This window comes from Acidovorax sp. A79 (assembly GCF_041154505.1).
Taxonomy (GTDB): domain Bacteria; phylum Pseudomonadota; class Gammaproteobacteria; order Burkholderiales; family Burkholderiaceae_C; genus Acidovorax.
In genome coordinates, this window is the sequence record NZ_AP028672.1 from 3,502,325 (window position 1) to 3,518,825 (window position 16,501).

General features: G+C 63.9%; 12 protein-coding genes and 1 tRNA gene. 10 read left to right on the top strand and 3 right to left on the bottom strand.

From position 1 onward, the window contains the following. Positions 1-18: 18 nt before the first annotated feature. From rpoC to ACAM51_RS16120, 7 genes are all read left to right on the top strand, one after another. Entirely contained in the window at positions 19-4,257 is a 4,239-nt protein-coding gene (gene rpoC, locus ACAM51_RS16090; protein ID WP_369641169.1) for a DNA-directed RNA polymerase subunit beta', read from the top strand. Positions 4,258-4,409: 152 nt separating this feature from the next. Beyond that, positions 4,410-4,976 carry a LemA family protein gene (locus ACAM51_RS16095; protein ID WP_218341323.1) on the top strand — a complete coding sequence of 189 codons (567 nt, stop codon included), beginning with the start codon at positions 4,410-4,412 and terminating at the stop codon, positions 4,974-4,976. A gap of 117 nt (positions 4,977-5,093) precedes the next feature. Continuing rightward, positions 5,094-6,422: a 16S rRNA (cytosine(967)-C(5))-methyltransferase RsmB gene (gene rsmB, locus ACAM51_RS16100; RefSeq protein WP_369643831.1), complete on the top strand. Its 1,329-nt coding sequence runs from the start codon at positions 5,094-5,096 to the stop codon at positions 6,420-6,422. 46 nt (positions 6,423-6,468) lie between these two features. Continuing rightward, positions 6,469-7,041 (top strand): DUF4390 domain-containing protein, encoded by a 573-nt coding sequence (locus ACAM51_RS16105; RefSeq protein ID WP_369643832.1) that lies wholly within the window; start codon positions 6,469-6,471, stop codon positions 7,039-7,041. After that, a complete protein-coding gene (locus tag ACAM51_RS16110) occupies positions 7,038-9,338 on the top strand; it encodes an ATP-binding protein (protein WP_218297383.1) in 2,301 nt (766 codons plus the stop codon). Before ACAM51_RS16105 ends, ACAM51_RS16110 begins: the two co-directional genes overlap by 4 nt. A 38-nt stretch (positions 9,339-9,376) precedes the next feature. After that, entirely contained in the window at positions 9,377-10,060 is a 684-nt protein-coding gene (locus ACAM51_RS16115) for a response regulator (RefSeq protein WP_218297382.1), read from the top strand. Between the two features lie 68 nt (positions 10,061-10,128). Further along, positions 10,129-10,204, top strand: a tRNA-Phe gene (locus ACAM51_RS16120). Between the two features lie 504 nt (positions 10,205-10,708). Here ACAM51_RS16120 and ACAM51_RS16125 read toward each other — a convergent pair. Further along, a complete protein-coding gene (locus tag ACAM51_RS16125) occupies positions 10,709-11,128 on the bottom strand; it encodes a 5-carboxymethyl-2-hydroxymuconate Delta-isomerase (protein ID WP_218297381.1) in 420 nt (139 codons plus the stop codon). 14 nt (positions 11,129-11,142) lie between these two features. Then, positions 11,143-12,123 carry a Bug family tripartite tricarboxylate transporter substrate binding protein gene (locus ACAM51_RS16130; RefSeq protein ID WP_369641170.1) on the bottom strand — a complete coding sequence of 327 codons (981 nt, stop codon included), beginning with the start codon at positions 12,121-12,123 and terminating at the stop codon, positions 11,143-11,145. Positions 12,124-12,227: 104 nt separating this feature from the next. Here ACAM51_RS16130 and ACAM51_RS16135 point away from each other — a divergent pair, with 104 nt between their 5' ends. Further along, positions 12,228-13,160, top strand: coding sequence for a LysR substrate-binding domain-containing protein (locus tag ACAM51_RS16135; RefSeq protein WP_218297379.1), 933 nt, complete (start codon positions 12,228-12,230; stop codon positions 13,158-13,160). Positions 13,161-13,319: 159 nt separating this feature from the next. Here ACAM51_RS16135 and ACAM51_RS16140 read toward each other — a convergent pair whose 3' ends face one another. After that, positions 13,320-14,231, bottom strand: coding sequence for a LysR family transcriptional regulator (locus tag ACAM51_RS16140; RefSeq protein WP_369641171.1), 912 nt, complete (start codon positions 14,229-14,231; stop codon positions 13,320-13,322). Positions 14,232-14,343: 112 nt separating this feature from the next. On the opposite strand from ACAM51_RS16140, the gene ACAM51_RS16145 reads away from it, so the two are divergent. Both ACAM51_RS16145 and ACAM51_RS16150 read left to right on the top strand, forming a co-directional pair. Beyond that, the gene (locus ACAM51_RS16145; protein WP_218297377.1) at positions 14,344-15,522 is read left to right on the top strand and encodes a CoA transferase; all 1,179 of its coding nucleotides are present in this window, start codon (positions 14,344-14,346) and stop codon (positions 15,520-15,522) included. Further along, entirely contained in the window at positions 15,515-16,495 is a 981-nt protein-coding gene (locus ACAM51_RS16150; RefSeq protein WP_369641172.1) for a hydroxymethylglutaryl-CoA lyase, read from the top strand. The genes ACAM51_RS16145 and ACAM51_RS16150 overlap by 8 nt, the downstream gene beginning before the upstream one ends. Positions 16,496-16,501 lie beyond the last annotated feature (6 nt).

Sequence of the window (16,501 nt, forward strand, 5' to 3'; positions counted from 1 at the left end):
GAAAAGGAAAGAGTCACTATGAAATCGCTACTCGACCTGTTCAAGCAATTCACGCCGGACGAGCATTTCGATGCCATCCGCATCGGCATGGCTTCGCCCGAAAAGATCCGCTCGTGGTCCTTCGGCGAAGTGAAGAAGCCCGAAACCATCAACTACCGCACGTTCAAGCCCGAGCGTGATGGTCTGTTCTGCGCCAAGATCTTCGGCCCCATCAAGGACTACGAATGCCTGTGTGGCAAGTACAAGCGTTTGAAGCACCGCGGTGTGATCTGCGAGAAGTGCGGTGTTGAAGTCACGCAGACCAAGGTGCGTCGCGAACGCATGGGCCACATCGACCTGGCCGCGCCCTGCGCTCACATCTGGTTCCTGAAGTCGCTGCCATCGCGCCTGGGCCTGGTGCTGGACATGACGCTGCGCGACATCGAACGCGTGCTGTACTTTGAAGCCTACGTGGTGACCGACCCCGGCATGACCCCGCTGAAGAAGTTCAGCATCATGTCCGAGGACGACTACGACGCCAAGCGCAAGGAATACGGCGACGAATTCATCGCCAAGATGGGCGCCGAAGGCATCAAGGACCTGCTGGAATCCATCGATATCGACCTGTCGATCGAACGCCTGCGTGGCGACCTGACCGGCTCCGAAGTCAAGGTCAAGAAGAACGCCAAGCGCCTGAAGGTGCTGGAAGCGTTCAAGAAGTCGGGCATCAAGCCCGAGTGGATGGTGCTCGAAGTGCTGCCCGTGCTGCCACCGGACCTGCGTCCGCTGGTGCCGCTGGACGGCGGCCGCTTCGCGACTTCCGACCTGAACGACCTGTACCGCCGCGTCATCAACCGCAACAGCCGCCTGCGCCGCCTGCTGGAGCTGAAGGCCCCTGAAATCATCGCCCGCAACGAAAAGCGGATGCTGCAGGAAGCCGTCGACTCGCTGCTGGACAACGGCCGCCGTGGCAAGGCCATGACGGGCGCCAACAAGCGCGCCCTGAAGTCGCTGGCCGACATGATCAAGGGCAAGTCCGGCCGTTTCCGCCAGAACTTGCTGGGCAAGCGCGTGGACTACTCCGGTCGTTCCGTGATCACCGTGGGCCCTACGCTCAAGCTGCACCAGTGCGGTCTGCCCAAGCTGATGGCCCTGGAGCTGTTCAAGCCCTTCATCTTCTCGCGCCTGGAAGCCATGGGCATCGCGACGACGATCAAGGCTGCCAAGAAGGAAGTCGAATCCGGCACGCCGGTGGTGTGGGACATCCTGGAAGAGGTCATCAAGGAACACCCCGTGATGCTCAACCGTGCGCCTACGCTGCACCGTCTGGGTATCCAGGCCTTCGAGCCCATCCTGATCGAAGGCAAGGCCATCCAGCTGCACCCACTCGTCTGCGCGGCCTTCAACGCCGACTTCGACGGTGACCAGATGGCTGTTCACGTACCGCTGTCGGTGGAAGCGCAGATGGAAGCCCGCACGCTGATGCTGGCCTCCAACAACGTGCTGTTCCCCGCATCGGGCGAACCCTCCATCGTTCCTTCGCAGGACGTGGTGCTGGGCCTGTACTACGCCACCCGTGACCGTATCAACGGCAAGGGCGAAGGCCTGGTGTTCGCCGACACCGGTGAAGTGCAACGTGCTCTGGACGCCGGCGAAGTCGAACTCGCCGCCAGGATCACGGTGCGCATGACCGAGTGGACCAAGAACAAGGAAACGGGCGACTTCGTTCCGTCCACCTCGCTCGTGGAAACCACCGCTGGCCGCGCACTGCTGTCCGAGATCCTTCCCAAGGGCCTGCCGTTCTCCAACATGAACAAGGCGCTCAAGAAGAAGGAAATCTCGCGCCTGATCAACGTGTCCTTCCGCAAGTGCGGCCTGAAGGAAACGGTCGTGTTCGCCGACAAGCTGCTGCAAAACGGCTTCCGTCTGGCCACGCGCGCCGGTATCTCCATCGCCATCGACGACATGCTGGTGCCTCCACAGAAGGCCGGCATCATCGAGCGCTCCGAGAAGGAAGTGAAGGAGATCGAACAGCAGTACGTGTCCGGTCTGGTCACCTCTGGCGAACGCTACAACAAGGTGGTGGACATCTGGGGCAAGGCCGGCGACGAAGTGTCCAAGGTGATGATGGCCCGGCTCTCCAAAGAGAAGGTCATGGACCGCCACGGCAAGGAAGTGGACCAGGAGTCGTTCAACTCCATCTACATGATGGCCGACTCCGGTGCCCGCGGTTCCGCCGCCCAGATCCGCCAGGTGGCCGGCATGCGGGGCCTGATGGCCAAGCCAGACGGCTCGATCATCGAAACGCCCATCACCGCGAACTTCCGCGAAGGCCTGAATGTGCTGGAGTACTTCATCTCCACCCACGGTGCCCGTAAGGGTTTGGCCGACACGGCGCTCAAGACCGCCAACTCCGGTTACCTGACCCGCCGCCTGGTGGACGTGACGCAGGATCTGGTCGTGACCGAGGAGGATTGCGAAACCTCCAATGGTTCGCTGATGCGCGCCATTGTCGAAGGCGGCGAAGTGATCGAATCGCTGCGCGACCGTATCCTGGGCCGCACGGCCGCAGAAGACGTGCTGCATCCGGAAACCCGGGCGGTGCTGGTCCAGGCGGGCGTCATGCTCGAGGAAGACCTCATCGAGGAACTCGAAGCCGCTGGCGTCGACGAAGTGAAGGTGCGCACGGCGCTGACCTGCGAGACCCGCTATGGCCTGTGCGCCAAGTGCTACGGCCGCGACCTGGGCCGTGGCGGCCTGATCAACCTCGGCGAAGCCGTGGGCGTGATCGCAGCCCAGTCCATCGGCGAACCCGGCACGCAGCTGACCATGCGCACGTTCCACATCGGTGGTGCCGCTTCGCGCGCCGCCATCGCATCGAGCGTGGAAGCCAAGTCCAACGGCGTGATCGGCTTCAATGCCACGATGCGCTACGTGAGCAACACCAAGGGCGAGCTGGTCGTCATTGCACGTTCGGGTGAGATCATCATCCACGACGAGCATGGCCGCGAGCGCGAGCGCCACAAGGTGCCTTACGGCGCGACGCTGACGGTCAAGGCCGACCAGCAGATCAAGGCCGGCACCATCCTGGCCAACTGGGATCCGCTGACGCGCCCCATCATCACCGAGTTCGCCGGCCAGACCAAGTTCGAGAACGTCGAAGAAGGTCTCACGGTGGCCAAGCAGGTCGACGAAGTGACCGGCCTGTCCACGCTGGTGGTGATCGATCCGAAGCGCCGCGGCGCTGCCAAGGTCGTTCGTCCACAGGTGAAGCTGATCGACGCGCAGGGCAACGAAGTGAAGATCCCTGGCACCGACCACTCGGTGACCATCGGCTTCCAGGTCGGCGCGCTGATCCAGGTGCGCGACGGCCAGGACGTGGGCCCCGGCGAAGTGCTGGCGCGTATTCCGGTCGAAGGCCAGAAGACCCGCGACATTACCGGCGGTCTGCCCCGCGTGGCTGAGCTGTTCGAAGCCCGCACTCCGAAGGACAAGGGCACGCTGGCCGAGATGACCGGTACCGTGTCGTTCGGCAAGGAAACCAAGGGCAAGGTCCGCCTGCAGATCACCGATCCTGAAGGCCACGTGTTCGAAGAGCTCGTGCCCAAGGAAAAGAACATCCTGGTGCACGAAGGCCAGGTGGTGAACAAGGGCGAGTCGATTGTGGACGGCCCCGCCGATCCGCAGGACATCCTGCGCCTCTTGGGCATCGAGGAACTGTCGCGCTACATCGTGGACGAAGTGCAGGACGTGTACCGCTTGCAGGGCGTGAAGATCAACGACAAGCACATCGAGGTGATCGTTCGCCAGATGCTTCGCCGCGTTGTGGTCGAGAACGTCGGCGAGTCGAACTACATTGCCGGTGAACAGGTCGAGCGCTCCGAGATCCTCAACACCAACGAGGCGCTGCAGGCCGAGGGCAAGATTCCCGCGACCTACAGCAACCTGCTCTTGGGTATCACCAAGGCTTCGCTGTCGACCGACTCCTTCATCTCGGCGGCTTCCTTCCAGGAAACCACCCGCGTGCTCACCGAGGCTGCCATCATGGGCAAGCGCGACGAGCTGCGCGGCCTGAAGGAAAACGTGATCGTGGGCCGCCTGATCCCGGCCGGTACGGGTCTGGCTTACCACCAGGCACGCAAGGCCAAGGATGCCATGGACGACGCCGAGCGCCGCGCCATCGCCGAAGCCGAAGCGGCCGAGATGGAAGCCCAGGCGGATGCCACCGAAGTCGAGGGCAGTAGTGCCTCCACGGCCACCGACGCAGCTGCTGACTAAGCCCGAGGGCTGTCACTGAAGAGCTCCCGCCCTGTCCCTGGCAGGCCGGGAGCTTTTTTTTGGACACACCGTCTGCGCACCTTTCTTCTTTTCCTTTCTCCATTTACTTTTCGGGCCGGAACGCGTGGTGCACGCGGAGACGGCAGCTGTGCATGTGGTCATCGCCTCTTTTCTGGATTGTTTTTGCCATCGCCGTCTTCTGGGCCCTGGGCGCCTACAACCGCCTGATGCGGCTGCGCTCTGCCGTCGTGCAGGCGTTCGGCAGTTTTGACGCGCACATGGTGCGGCTGGTGGCGCTGCTGGGAGAGTTTGGAGCCGCGCATGCTGTCCAGCCCTCCACCTTGAGTGCCCCGGAACAGGAGATGGCAGCACTGCAGGGCGCCACCACCCAATTGAGTGCGTCGCTCGCAATGGCGCGTGCCCGTCCCCTGCAGGCAGATGCAATCGCCGCTCTGACGGCCGCACGCGATGTGCTGCAGGCTTGCTGGCAGAAGGCGGGGCGCAGGGAAGGGCAGGGCGACCCACCGCCCACAGCGGCTGACGCGCGGGACGCCTTGCCGTCGCCCTGGCAAATCCGGTGGGATGAACATGTCCAGCAGAACGACCAGGCCATTCGCGTCTTCAACGATGCGGTGTTGCACTACAACGCCGCCATTGCCCAGTTTCCCGCGAACCTGCTGGCCTGGGTGTTCGGATTCAAGGCCGCCCGGGGCCTGTAGACCGTTTTCAGGACCACCATGACCCAACCCCCTGCGTGCCGCCCCATGTCTTCTTCCGGGGGGCAACCTCCTTCGCCCCGCGGCCCCGCCCACCCGCCGTCCGGGGGCGGACAGCCGGTGGCGCTGTGGCAGCAGCTGGATGCCGTGGCCGGCGCCTTGCTGGCCATTCGCGGGGGCCAGTCCGGAACCGCCGCCATGGCGGCGGTGGACGTGGGTCTGCGCCCGGGCGTGCAGTCTCTGCTGTTCCAGGTGCTGCGCCAGGCCGGGCGCGCCGAGGCATTGCGCCGCCAGATGGTCGCCCGCACGCCGCCGCCGGCGGCGGATGCCTTGCTGTGCACGGCCCTGGCGCTGTGCTGGAACCCGGACGAATCGCCGTATGAGGCCTTCACGCTGGTGAATCAGGCGGTGGAGGCGGCCAAGCGGAGCGCATCCACCCGCGCGCAGGCCTCGTTCATCAACGGGTGCTTGCGACGCTTTCTGCGCGAGCGCGATGCGCTGGTCGCCCGCACCGGCGACGACCCGCTGGCCCGCTGGAACCATCCCCAGTGGTGGATCGCACGGCTGCGCAAGGACCATCCCCAGCATTGGGAGCAGATCCTTCAGGCCAACAACGCCCACGCGCCAATGGCGTTGCGGGTTAACAAGCAAAAATGCACTCTGGCGCAATACCAGCAAGCGCTAGGCGCTATTAATTTTGAAGCGTCTTCGTGGGGCGATGCCGGGCTGGTGCTGCGGCACCCCGTGCCTGTGCAATCCCTGCCGGGCTTTGACCAGGGCTGGGTGTCGGTGCAGGACGCCGCCGCGCAGATGGCGGCGCCCCTGCTGCTGGACGGCCTGGACCTCGCACAGCCCCTGCGTGTGCTCGACGCCTGCGCCGCACCGGGGGGCAAGACGGCCCACCTTCTGGAGCTGGCCGGTGCTGGCGCCCCTGTACAGGTCACCGCGCTGGAGATCGACGCCGCCCGCAGCGCCCGCATCGGTGACACCATGCAGCGCCTGGGGCTTCGTGCGCAGGTGGTCGTGGCCGACGCCGCACGCCCCCAGGACTGGTGGCAGCAGCACTGCGGGGGTGAACTGTTCGATGCCATCTTGCTCGATGCGCCATGCACCGCCTCGGGCATCGTGCGGCGCCACCCCGACGTGCGCTGGCTGCGCCGCGAGAGCGACATTGCCCAGTTGGCCGCCCTGCAGGCCCGCCTGCTGAAGACGCTCTGGCCCCTTCTGCGCCCAGGCGGGCGGCTGCTGTATTGCACCTGTTCCGTGTTCCGCGCCGAAGGCGACGACCAGGTGCAAACGTTTCTTGCACACAACACCGATGCGCAATTGCTGCCGTCGCCGGGGCATTTAATTCCCGGCAACGGGGACAAGCCCGGGGCTGTCCCGGACAATCAACCGGGTGACCACGACGGATTTTTTTACGCACTGTTGCAAAAATCGCCGCAATGAGTCCGTGGTGGCTCGGTGGATGGTAGTTTGCGCAATTTTTGTGCTCATGGGATGTGCCGCCCTGCTGCCGGGGCTGGCCGCGGCAGGGCAAGCCGCCGCGCCCGAGGTGGGCGAACTGCGGCTCGAGCGGGCCGAAGACGGCCTGTACCTCAGCACCAACCTGCAGTTCATGCTGCCGGAACTCGCAGAAGACGCATTGAACAAAGGCATTCCCATGTTCTTCGTGGCGGAGGCCCAGGTGCTGCGCGACCGTTGGTACTGGTCTGACCGCCAAGTGGCGGAAACCACCCGCTATCTGCGCCTAAGTTATCAGCCATTGACGCGAAGATGGCGATTGAACATCTCCCCCGTGCCGTTCACCAACAGCGGCCTGGGCGTGGTGCTGGGGCAGAACTTTGACGACTATGCCGACGCGTTGTCTGCCATTCAGCGGATTTCGCGTTGGAAGATCGCTGAAAACGAGGTGATCGAGGCAGATGTCGTGCACACGGTCAACTTCCGGTTCAGGCTCGACATGTCCCAGCTGCCCCGCCCGTTTCAGATTGGCGCCGTGGGGCGATCCGGATGGAATCTGCTGGTTTCGCGCAGCCAGCGCCTGGCAGCGGAGCCTGCGAAGTGAGCCACCCCGGCGCTCCCCGGCCGGCGGCGGCCTCCGCATCAGCCCACGCCGCCGCACGCCAGTCGCGCGCCGTGCGCTGGGCGGTGGGGGTGGGCGCCGCCGCCATGTCTGCCATCGGCTTGGTGCTGATGTTCCTGCTCACCCTGGCGACCAACAACCGTGCGCTGTACGAGCGCAACTACGCCTGGCTCTTTGGCGTGAACGTGCTGGTGGCGCTGCTGCTGCTGGCCGTGCTGGTCTGGGTGGCGGTGCGCCTGGGCATGCGCCTGCGCAAGGGGCGCTTTGGCAGCCGGCTGCTCGTCAAGCTGGCGGCCATTTTCGCGCTGGTGGGCCTGATGCCGGGGCTGCTGATCTACGTGGTGTCCTACCAGTTCGTCACCCGCTCCATCGAGAGCTGGTTCGATGTGAAGGTGGAAGGGGCCCTGTCGGCGGGGGTGAATTTGGCCCGGGTTTCACTCGACTCGCTGGCCACCGACATGGCCGCCAAGACGCGCAACGCGGGTGCGCAGGTGGCCCAGGTGCCCGATGCCGCCGCCGGGCTGGTGCTCGAACGCATCCGCGAGCAGCTGGGCGCCACCGATGTCGTGCTCTGGAACGCTGCAGGGCAGGCGGTGGCCAGCGCCGGCCAGTCGCGCTTCAGCCTGAACCCCGACCGCCCCGGGGTGCCCCTGCTGCGCACCGTGCGCCAGCAGCGCGCCACCGCGCAGATCGAGGGACTGGACGATATATCGGACCCTGCCGCCGCGCAGAACGCGCGGGTCAAGGTGCTTGCCCTGGTGAGCAGTCCCAGTGTGGGCTTGCTCGTGGAGCCCCGGTACCTGCAAGCCACGCTCCCGCTGCCGCCCGCGCTGGTGGCGAACGCCATCGCCGTGCAGGAGGCCAACCGTGAATACCAGGAGCGCGCGCTGGCGCGGGGAGGCCTGCGGCGCATGTACGTGGGCACGCTCACGCTGAGCCTTTTCCTGGCGGTATTTGGAGCCGTGCTGCTGGCGGTGCTGCTGGGCAATCAGCTGGCACGCCCCCTGCTCGTGCTGGCCGAAGGGGTGCGCGAGGTGGCGGCGGGCAACCTCAGCCCCAAGGCCGTGCTGCAGGGCAAGGACGAACTGGGCGGCCTCACGCGGTCCTTCGCCTTGATGACCCAGCAACTGGCGGATGCCCGGCAGGCCGTGGAACAGAGCATGGGTGAGGTCGATGCCGCCCGCGCCAATCTCCAGACCATTCTGGACAACCTGACAGCGGGGGTCATCGTCCTGGATGCGCAGGGGCTGATCCGGTCGTCCAACCCCGGCGCCACGCGGATCCTGCGCGCACCCATGGCGGTGTACGAAGGGCGTCCGCTGTCCGAGGTGCCCGGCCTTGCCGAGTTTGCGGCATCGATCCAGGGCCATTTCGACGCCTTCCTGGGGGACACCGAACGCCATGGGCTGGACCACTGGCAGCAACCGTTTGAACTGCATGCGTCGTCCGGCGGCGTGGGGCAGCACGCCACCAGCCTCGTGGCCCGGGGGGCCGAACTGCCTGATTCGGCCCGATTGTTGGTTTTTGACGACATTTCGGAAATTGTTTCAGCACAGCGTGCGCAGGCCTGGGGCGAGGTGGCACGGCGCCTGGCGCATGAAATCAAGAATCCGCTGACGCCCATCCAGCTGTCCGCCGAGCGGCTGGAAATGAAGCTCTCGGGCAAGCTGCCCGATCCAGAGCAAGCCATCCTGGCCAAGTCCGTCAAGACCATCGTGGACCAGGTGGACGCCATGAAGCGGCTGGTCAACGAATTCCGTGACTACGCACGGTTGCCCGCCGCAGAACTGCATGCGCTGGACCTCAATGCGCTGGTCGCGGATGTGCTCCACCTGTATGGGGAAGAGAACGCCACCGTGCGTGTGGAAGCCGAACTGGACCCGCGCTGCCCCAGCATCGCGGGCGACGCGCAGCAACTGCGCCAGGTCGTGCACAACCTGCTGCAAAACGCGCAGGATTCCACCGAACAGGCCCGTGCCAGCACCTCCGAGCCCGTGCCCGCGGTGCGCATCAGCACGCGCTGGAGCGAGTCCTCGCGGCGCGTGCGGCTCACGGTATCGGACAGCGGCGCCGGCTTCCCCGCGCACATCCTTCAGCGGGCCTTCGAACCCTACGTCACCACCAAGCCGCGGGGTACCGGCCTGGGGCTGGCCGTGGTCAAAAAGATTGCCGACGAGCACGGCGCACGCATCGACTTGTCGAATCGCATCGAAGATGGCGTGGTGCGCGGAGCCCAAGTGTCGTTATCATTCGCCCCTGAACCAGCGGTGGCGTCATAACAACACCGCCCCGCAGTACCCAAGGCGCTTCAACACACATGGCAAACATTCTGGTGGTCGACGATGAGCTCGGCATTCGTGATCTGTTGTCGGAAATCCTGAACGACGAAGGTCACAGCGTAGACCTCGCAGAAAACGCAACCCAGGCGCGTGCTGCCCGGTCGGGCAATACTTACGACCTGGTGCTGCTCGATATCTGGATGCCCGATACCGACGGTGTCTCGCTGCTCAAGGAATGGGCAACGGCCGGCGTGCTCACCATGCCAGTGATCATGATGAGCGGCCACGCCACCATCGACACCGCCGTGGAGGCCACGCGCATCGGCGCGTTCTCTTTCCTTGAAAAGCCCATCACCCTGCAAAAGCTGCTCAAGGCGGTGGAGCAGGGCCTGGCGCGCAATGCCGCCCACCAATCGGCCCCGGCGGCCGCCACCCAGGCGCCCGTTCACGCTCCCGCCGACCCCACGTTCTCGCAACTGCCGGCCGTATCGGCCGTGATGGCCAGCGTGGACGCCGGCCCGCACGCCCACCAGGGGTTTGATCTGGACCGCCCCCTGCGCGAAGCGCGTGATGGCTTCGAGAAAGCCTATTTCGAATTCCACCTTGCCCGCGAGGGCGGCTCGATGACGCGGGTAGCCGAAAAAACCGGCCTGGAACGCACTCACCTGTACCGCAAGTTGCGCCAGTTGGGCGTGGACCTGGGGCGAGGCAAGCGCACCTAGCAGCACCGCAATAAATTCCTTCAGGTTCTTCAGAAGCCTCGATTTTTCTGGTTATAATTTGAGGCTCAGGCCCGGTAGCTCAGTCGGTAGAGCAGAGGATTGAAAATCCTTGTGTCGGTGGTTCGATTCCGCCCCAGGCCACCACTCTCATTTTGTAGTCGTACATAGACGACTGCAGAAGTCAAAAAGCCCTAAGTAAATCAACGACTTAGGGCTTTTTCCATTCCGGGCCCGTCCGTAGTTATCCACCCCAAGCCAGCGCAAAGTGGGGGCAACTTTGGGGGCAACTGCTGGGCTCGGGAGCAATATGTCCGGGCGACGCGCTTTCATTCACCATTGAGCGCAGTGATGGATCGAGACGATCCGCCAATGCCGCTGCGGATCAGCCCTTTGGTCCGATTGGCGTGCTTCAAGCTGGACCAGGGCATTCGAATCCCGCAGACGGACTGCCGCTCAGCTCAGATCAGCATTGGACGGAGCGAGCATGGCGTTCGATCTCGCTCACGGTAGCCCTTCGCGCTGCGTGCGGCTTGCGGTCTTCGATAGCGGCGCCTAAAGGCGACCGGTGGAACTCTGCGGGCATTGCAACGATGCCCGTATCCCTTTCCGGGGGAGACATAGTCTGGGACGTTGGGCAGGACGCTGCTCCTAAGCTGGTTGCCGTTCGGCAAGATCAGGTCGTTGTCTTGCGGTTGGAAGTGGTCCATTCCACTCACGCTTGAGGTAGTGTGTCTTCGGATGCTCACGCAGAAACACGCAGCATTGCACCCAGTCCATGGTCGCCGGGTGGGCGTCGATTGCGTGAGAAAGATGATCCAACACCATCGCGGCCATCGCGGCGCAGGTATCCGGCGGGCGCGGGTTGGTCAGCATGAGGGTCGCGATCAGTTGCTGCGCTTGCGGATCTACTCCGCACAACTCGGCGGCGATGGGAGTCACGCGCGACTTCAGGTCTGCGAGCACTGCCCATCCGCGCTCCGCCAGCGCATGGTGCAGAGCCCGCAATACAGGCTCCCATTCAATCGCTGCAAGCAGCGGCGGTGAAACCTGGATGGCAATATGCGGCATGGGGGGCTCCGTGTTCAGTCGATCTTGATGCCGACATCGCGGATCAGCTTCTGCCAGCGTGTTCGCTCGCTCGCCATCAGCCGCGCGAAAGTCTGGGGGGAGCTATCGACAGGGACCGAGCCGAGTGCGGCCAGCTTGTCTTGAGTGGTCTTGGTTGCGAGCACTGCGCCCATGTGTTTGACCAACCAGTCCGTGCGGTCGGCCGGCGTGGCAGCGGGGGCCAGGAAACCGTACCAGCCGCCAATTTCGGCATCCACACCCGATTCCTTGAGCGTTGGCACATTGGGCAAGGAGGGAATGCGCTGGGCTGCCGTCACCGCAAGCGCCTTCAGGCGCCCGCTGTGCACATGCTGCAAGATGGCCGGCATGGCCTCGAACACCATGTGAGCCGTCCCTCCCAGTACATCGTTGAGTGCAGGGGCGGAGCCGCGGTACGGAATGTGGAGGATGGACGTACGGGTCTGCTGCTTGAACAGTTCGCCCGCCAAGTGTTGAGGTGTGCCATTGCCAGCAGACGCGTAGAAGTACTTGCCGGGGCTCTTGCGCAGCAGTTCGAGGGCTTCGTTGACCGTCGTCGCTGCAAAGGTGGGGTGCACGGCCCAGAGCAACGGCACCGAAGCGGCCCATGCCAGCGGTGTGAAGTCCTTTGCTGCATCGAAGTTGAGCTTGGGATACAGCGCAGGGTTGGCGGCCAACGGGCCGAGCGCACCCAGCAGCAGCGTATATCCGTCGGCCTCACCGCGTGCGACCGCCTCGGTGCCGATGTTCCCGCCCGCACCACTGCGGTTGTCGACCATCACCGTGGCACCGCTGTGCGTTTGCAAGGCATTCGCCATCAGGCGCGAAACCGCATCCGTAGTAGCGCCTGCTGGATAGGGACACACGATCCGGATCGGCTTTGAGGGAAAAGCCTGCGCGTGAGCGCAGGGCGTCACGCCGAGGGCGGGAAGTGCCGTGGCCGCGCCAGCGTACTGAAGGAAGTTGCGTCTTTTCATCGGTGCACAGTTGGTTGGAGTTATCTCGTGTTGTAGTGTCGACAGTGCAGCGGGTCTGCGCAATTTGCATTTTCTGGTCGTATCTATCGGATAATCCGATAACGATGGGCACACGCGACCGCGATCCACTTGATCTTGTCTCCTTGCGCCAGTTGCGCTACTTCGCGGCAGCGATGCGTGCGCGCAGCTTCAATGCAGCTTCGCGCGATGCCTCGATCTCTCAGGCGGCCCTGTCGGAGCAAATCGCCTTGTTGGAATCGACCCTCGATGTGCATCTGTTCGACCGTACGAGCGGGCGCGCCATTGCGACGGTCTCTGGGCAGGAGCTTGACCGCCGGGTTTCGGCCTGTCTGATGGAACTGCAGTCGGCCCTGCGCGATGCGCGCCAACGTGCGAACACCGTGGCAGGGCTGGTCCGCGTCGGCCTGGTGCAGTCTTACGCTGGATGCTGGGTACTCCCCGTGGTGCGCACCGCGCAAGCTCAGTGGCCGGAGCTTTCGATTGCGCTGCGCAGACGGACTGCACAAGCCTTGATCGAAGGCGTTTTGCGCGGTGATCTTGATCTTGCTGTCAGTTTCGACCCGGAACCACATGCGGATCTTGAAGTCCTGGCATGTTTCGAGGAGTCTGCTGTTGCTGTCGGGTTGGGGGCCAGAAGGCGCTCGCTGAGCCTCGCCGACGTCGCGAAGCATCCTCTGGCATTGCTTCCCGCCGAGTATTCAATGCGCCGCCAGCTCGACAACGCCTTTGCCGCGCTGGGGCTGAAGCCAAACGTCCAACTTGAGTCCGATGCGCTTGAAGATCTTGTGCATGCTGCGCGTGAAAACAGCATGGTTGCACTGCTCAACGGCGCTGCCGCGCTGAGCCTGGATGTGAACGACGCCACCCCTTTGGCTGACAAGAATCTACGCAGGCAAGCCTGCCTGGTGCGCTCACGCAGCCGGCATCACAGCCTGGCTGCCCGGCATCTTTGGGATGCGCTGTCGGCCGCAAGCCCCAGGCAGCCGGTATCGTGGGTCCGACGATCAAAAAACTGAAGAAGACAAGGCCCGGTAGCTGCCATGGCCTTGAGCGGGAACACTTCGCCAGGCGTCTCGACTTCCATCTCGCCTAGGCTAGCTACCCTTGCATCGACGTTCCCAAGAACCAGTGGACTGGCACTGAGCCGTCCCGCGGTTTGCGCACACTGCTGGTTCTCAACAGGAACTCGCGGCGGACAGCCTCAGGTGGTCTCGCAGAAGTCCCGCCGCGGCTGAACAGGACGGCGACACTCCGAGGAGAAGGTTGCGCCTGGCCCACGGCTCACTCAAATGGACCGTCTTGAGTGGATGAGGTTGCGTATTTCTCAAGACGGCAACTGGCAAGACTCCAATCCCGAGGTTCGCGTTGATCATCTGGCACATCGCGTCGAAACTGCGGACCTGCACGCGAACGCGCATCACTTCGCCGTATTGCTCTGCGGCTCGCGAGGTCAGTTCAAGCAAAGAGCTCCCACGATTCAGGCCCACAAAGTCGTACTTCAGGCATTCCCTGAAGCTGACCCGCTTCCGCTTTCCCAATGGATGGTTGTGCGCACAAACGGCCACAAGAAGGTCTTGCTGGAATCGCTCCACGTTCAAGTCGCCGACCGCCGTGTTCTCGGCGAATATGCCAATGTCCGCAACGCCTTCGACCACCGCGCGGACGATGTCACCGCTCAGTTGCTCTTCGAGCTCCACATGGATGTCGGGGTACTCGGCCATGAACGTGGAGAGGCAGCCAGGCAGGAACTCCGTCAGTGCGGACATGTTGGCCCACAGGCGGACATGGCCGCGTATCCCTTTGGTGTAGTCCCGGATCTCGCTGCTGAACTGTTCGAACCCCTGGAAAAGCCGAAGCGCATGCTGCATTGCCAAGTGGCCAGCAGGTGTCAGTTGGACTCCACGGGATGTTCTATCGAAGAGCCTTGTTCCCGAAGCGTTTTCAAAGTCCGACAGCCGCCGGCTCGCGGCCGAGACAGCGAGACTGCAGGCTTCAGCCCCCCGTGTAACGCTGCCCGCCTGCGCGACTGCGCAAAAGAGCCTGAGGGTGACGAAGTCAACGCGTGCGGGGTTGATGAGCGTGGGCATGGGTCAATTCTAGGAAGGTTTCGCAAAACGCGAATGCCGTGCCACAAATGAGCAATTCCACGACAGCAATGATCCTCCTACAGTCGCCCCACAGACAACGGATAAGGCGAACGTGCAAGCACTCCACGGAATCAAGGTACTGGAACTCGGGCAGCTGATTGCGGGCCCGTTTGCTGGCAAGACTCTGGCCGACTTCGGCGCGGATGTCATCAAGGTAGAGCCGCCAGGGGTTGGCGACCCGCTGCGAAAATGGCGCCTGCTCCGGGAGGGCACCTCGGTCTGGTGGGAGGTCCAGTCCCGCAACAAGAGGTCGGTCGCACTGGACCTTCGCACGCCCGAAGGCCAGGACGCAACCCGTGCGCTGCTCACCGAGGCAGACGTGGTCATCGAGAACTTCAAGCCCGGAACCATGGAGGCCTGGGGTCTGGGTTGGGAGACGCTGCATGCGCTCAATCCCAGGCTCATCATGCTGCGTATCTCTGGGTATGGGCAGACGGGGCCCTACAGGCAGAAGCCCGGCTTCGGCGTTCTCGGCGAGGCCATGGGCGGCCTGCGCCACCTGACGGGCGAGCCTGGGCGGGTGCCGGTGCGCTGCGGCATCTCCATTGGGGACAGTCTGTCCGCCATGCACGGAGCCCTCGGCGTCATGCTGGCTCTCTACCACCGTGATGCCCGGGGCGGCGAAGGCCAGGTGATTGACGTCGCCCTCTATGAGAGTGTCTTCAACATGATGGAGAGCCTGGTGCCCGAATACGACGCCTTCGGCGCTGTGCGTGAGCGCTCGGGCAGCGCGCTGCCAGGAATCGCGCCGACCAATGCCTATCGGTGTTCTGATGGTGGCTATGCGCTGATTGCGGGCAATGGCGACAGCATCTTCAAACGGCTCATGGCTGCCATAGGCCGGCATGACCTGGAGCATGAACCGGCACTTGCCCAGAACGACGGCCGTGTCGCACGGGTTCAGGAAATTGACGCCGCCATCGAGGCATGGACACTCACCAAGTCGCTGGCCGAAGTGCTCAACGTGCTCGACGAGGCCAAGGTGCCTGCAGGCAAGGTCTACACGGTGGAGGACATCGTGCACGACCCCCAGTACATCGCCCGGGAAATGATTGTCGAGCAGGAAACTGCCGACGGAACGCGAGTGAAGGTACCTGGCATCGTTCCCAAGCTCAGCGCCACACCCGGACGTGTTTCATATCCAGCGCCTCTGCTGGGAGAACACACCCACGTCCTGTCGGAAACCTCAGGATGGCCAGCACGCAGCGAGAAGGAGGCCCACCATGTTTGAGGGCAGGGCGATCAAGCTCAAGATCAATGAGGTCGGCCCCCGCGACGGCCTTCAGAACGAGGCCGCGTTCGTAGAGACCGACGACAAGGTGCGGTTGGTGGACCATCTGAGCGGACTGGGGTACTCCAAGATCGAAGTGACGTCGTTCACCTCGCCGACCGCAATCCCTGCGCTCAGGGATGCCGAGGCCGTCATGCACCGCATTCGGCGCGAGCCCGGTGTTGTGTACACCGCGTTGATTCCCAATGTCCGTGGCGGCGAGCGCGCCCTGGAGTGCCGGGTCGACGAATTCAACCTGGTGATGTCGGCCAGCGAAACCCACAACCTGGCCAACCTGAGGATGACCCGTCCACAGTCGCTGCGCCAGCTGGGTGATGTGGCTGCCGTTGCCTTGTCGGCCAAGGTGCCTGTGAACATTTCGCTGTCCTGCGTGTTCGGTTGCCCCATGGAGGGAGAGGTGCCGCAGGCCACCGTGCTGGACCTGGTGGGTCAGTTCGTTGGTCTGGGTGCAACGGGCGTCACGCTTTGCGACACGACGGGGATGGCATACCCCACCCAGGTCCATGGCATCTGCGAATCAGTCGCCAAGGCCTATCCCCAACTGAACATCACCGGCCACTTCCACAACACGCGGGGGATGGGCCTGGTCAACACACTTGCGGCGGTCGAGGCTGGCATCCGCCAGTTCGACATGTCGCTGGGCGGCATCGGTGGCTGCCCCTATGCCCCTGGTGCGTCCGGCAATGTGGCCACGGAGGACGTGGTCCACATGCTGCAGTGGATGGGCTACGACACGGGTGTCGATGTTCCTGGTCTCATCCAGGCGGCCCACGAGCTGGAGCGGCTGATTGGCCACGAGCTCCCCGCCCAGGTGAGCCGCGCCGGTGAACGCCTCAAGCGCCATGAGCCACCGGCGGGCTTCGATGAAATCCGGGAGCGTGCCATCGCTCGCAACACGGCATCTGCAAAGTAGTCCACA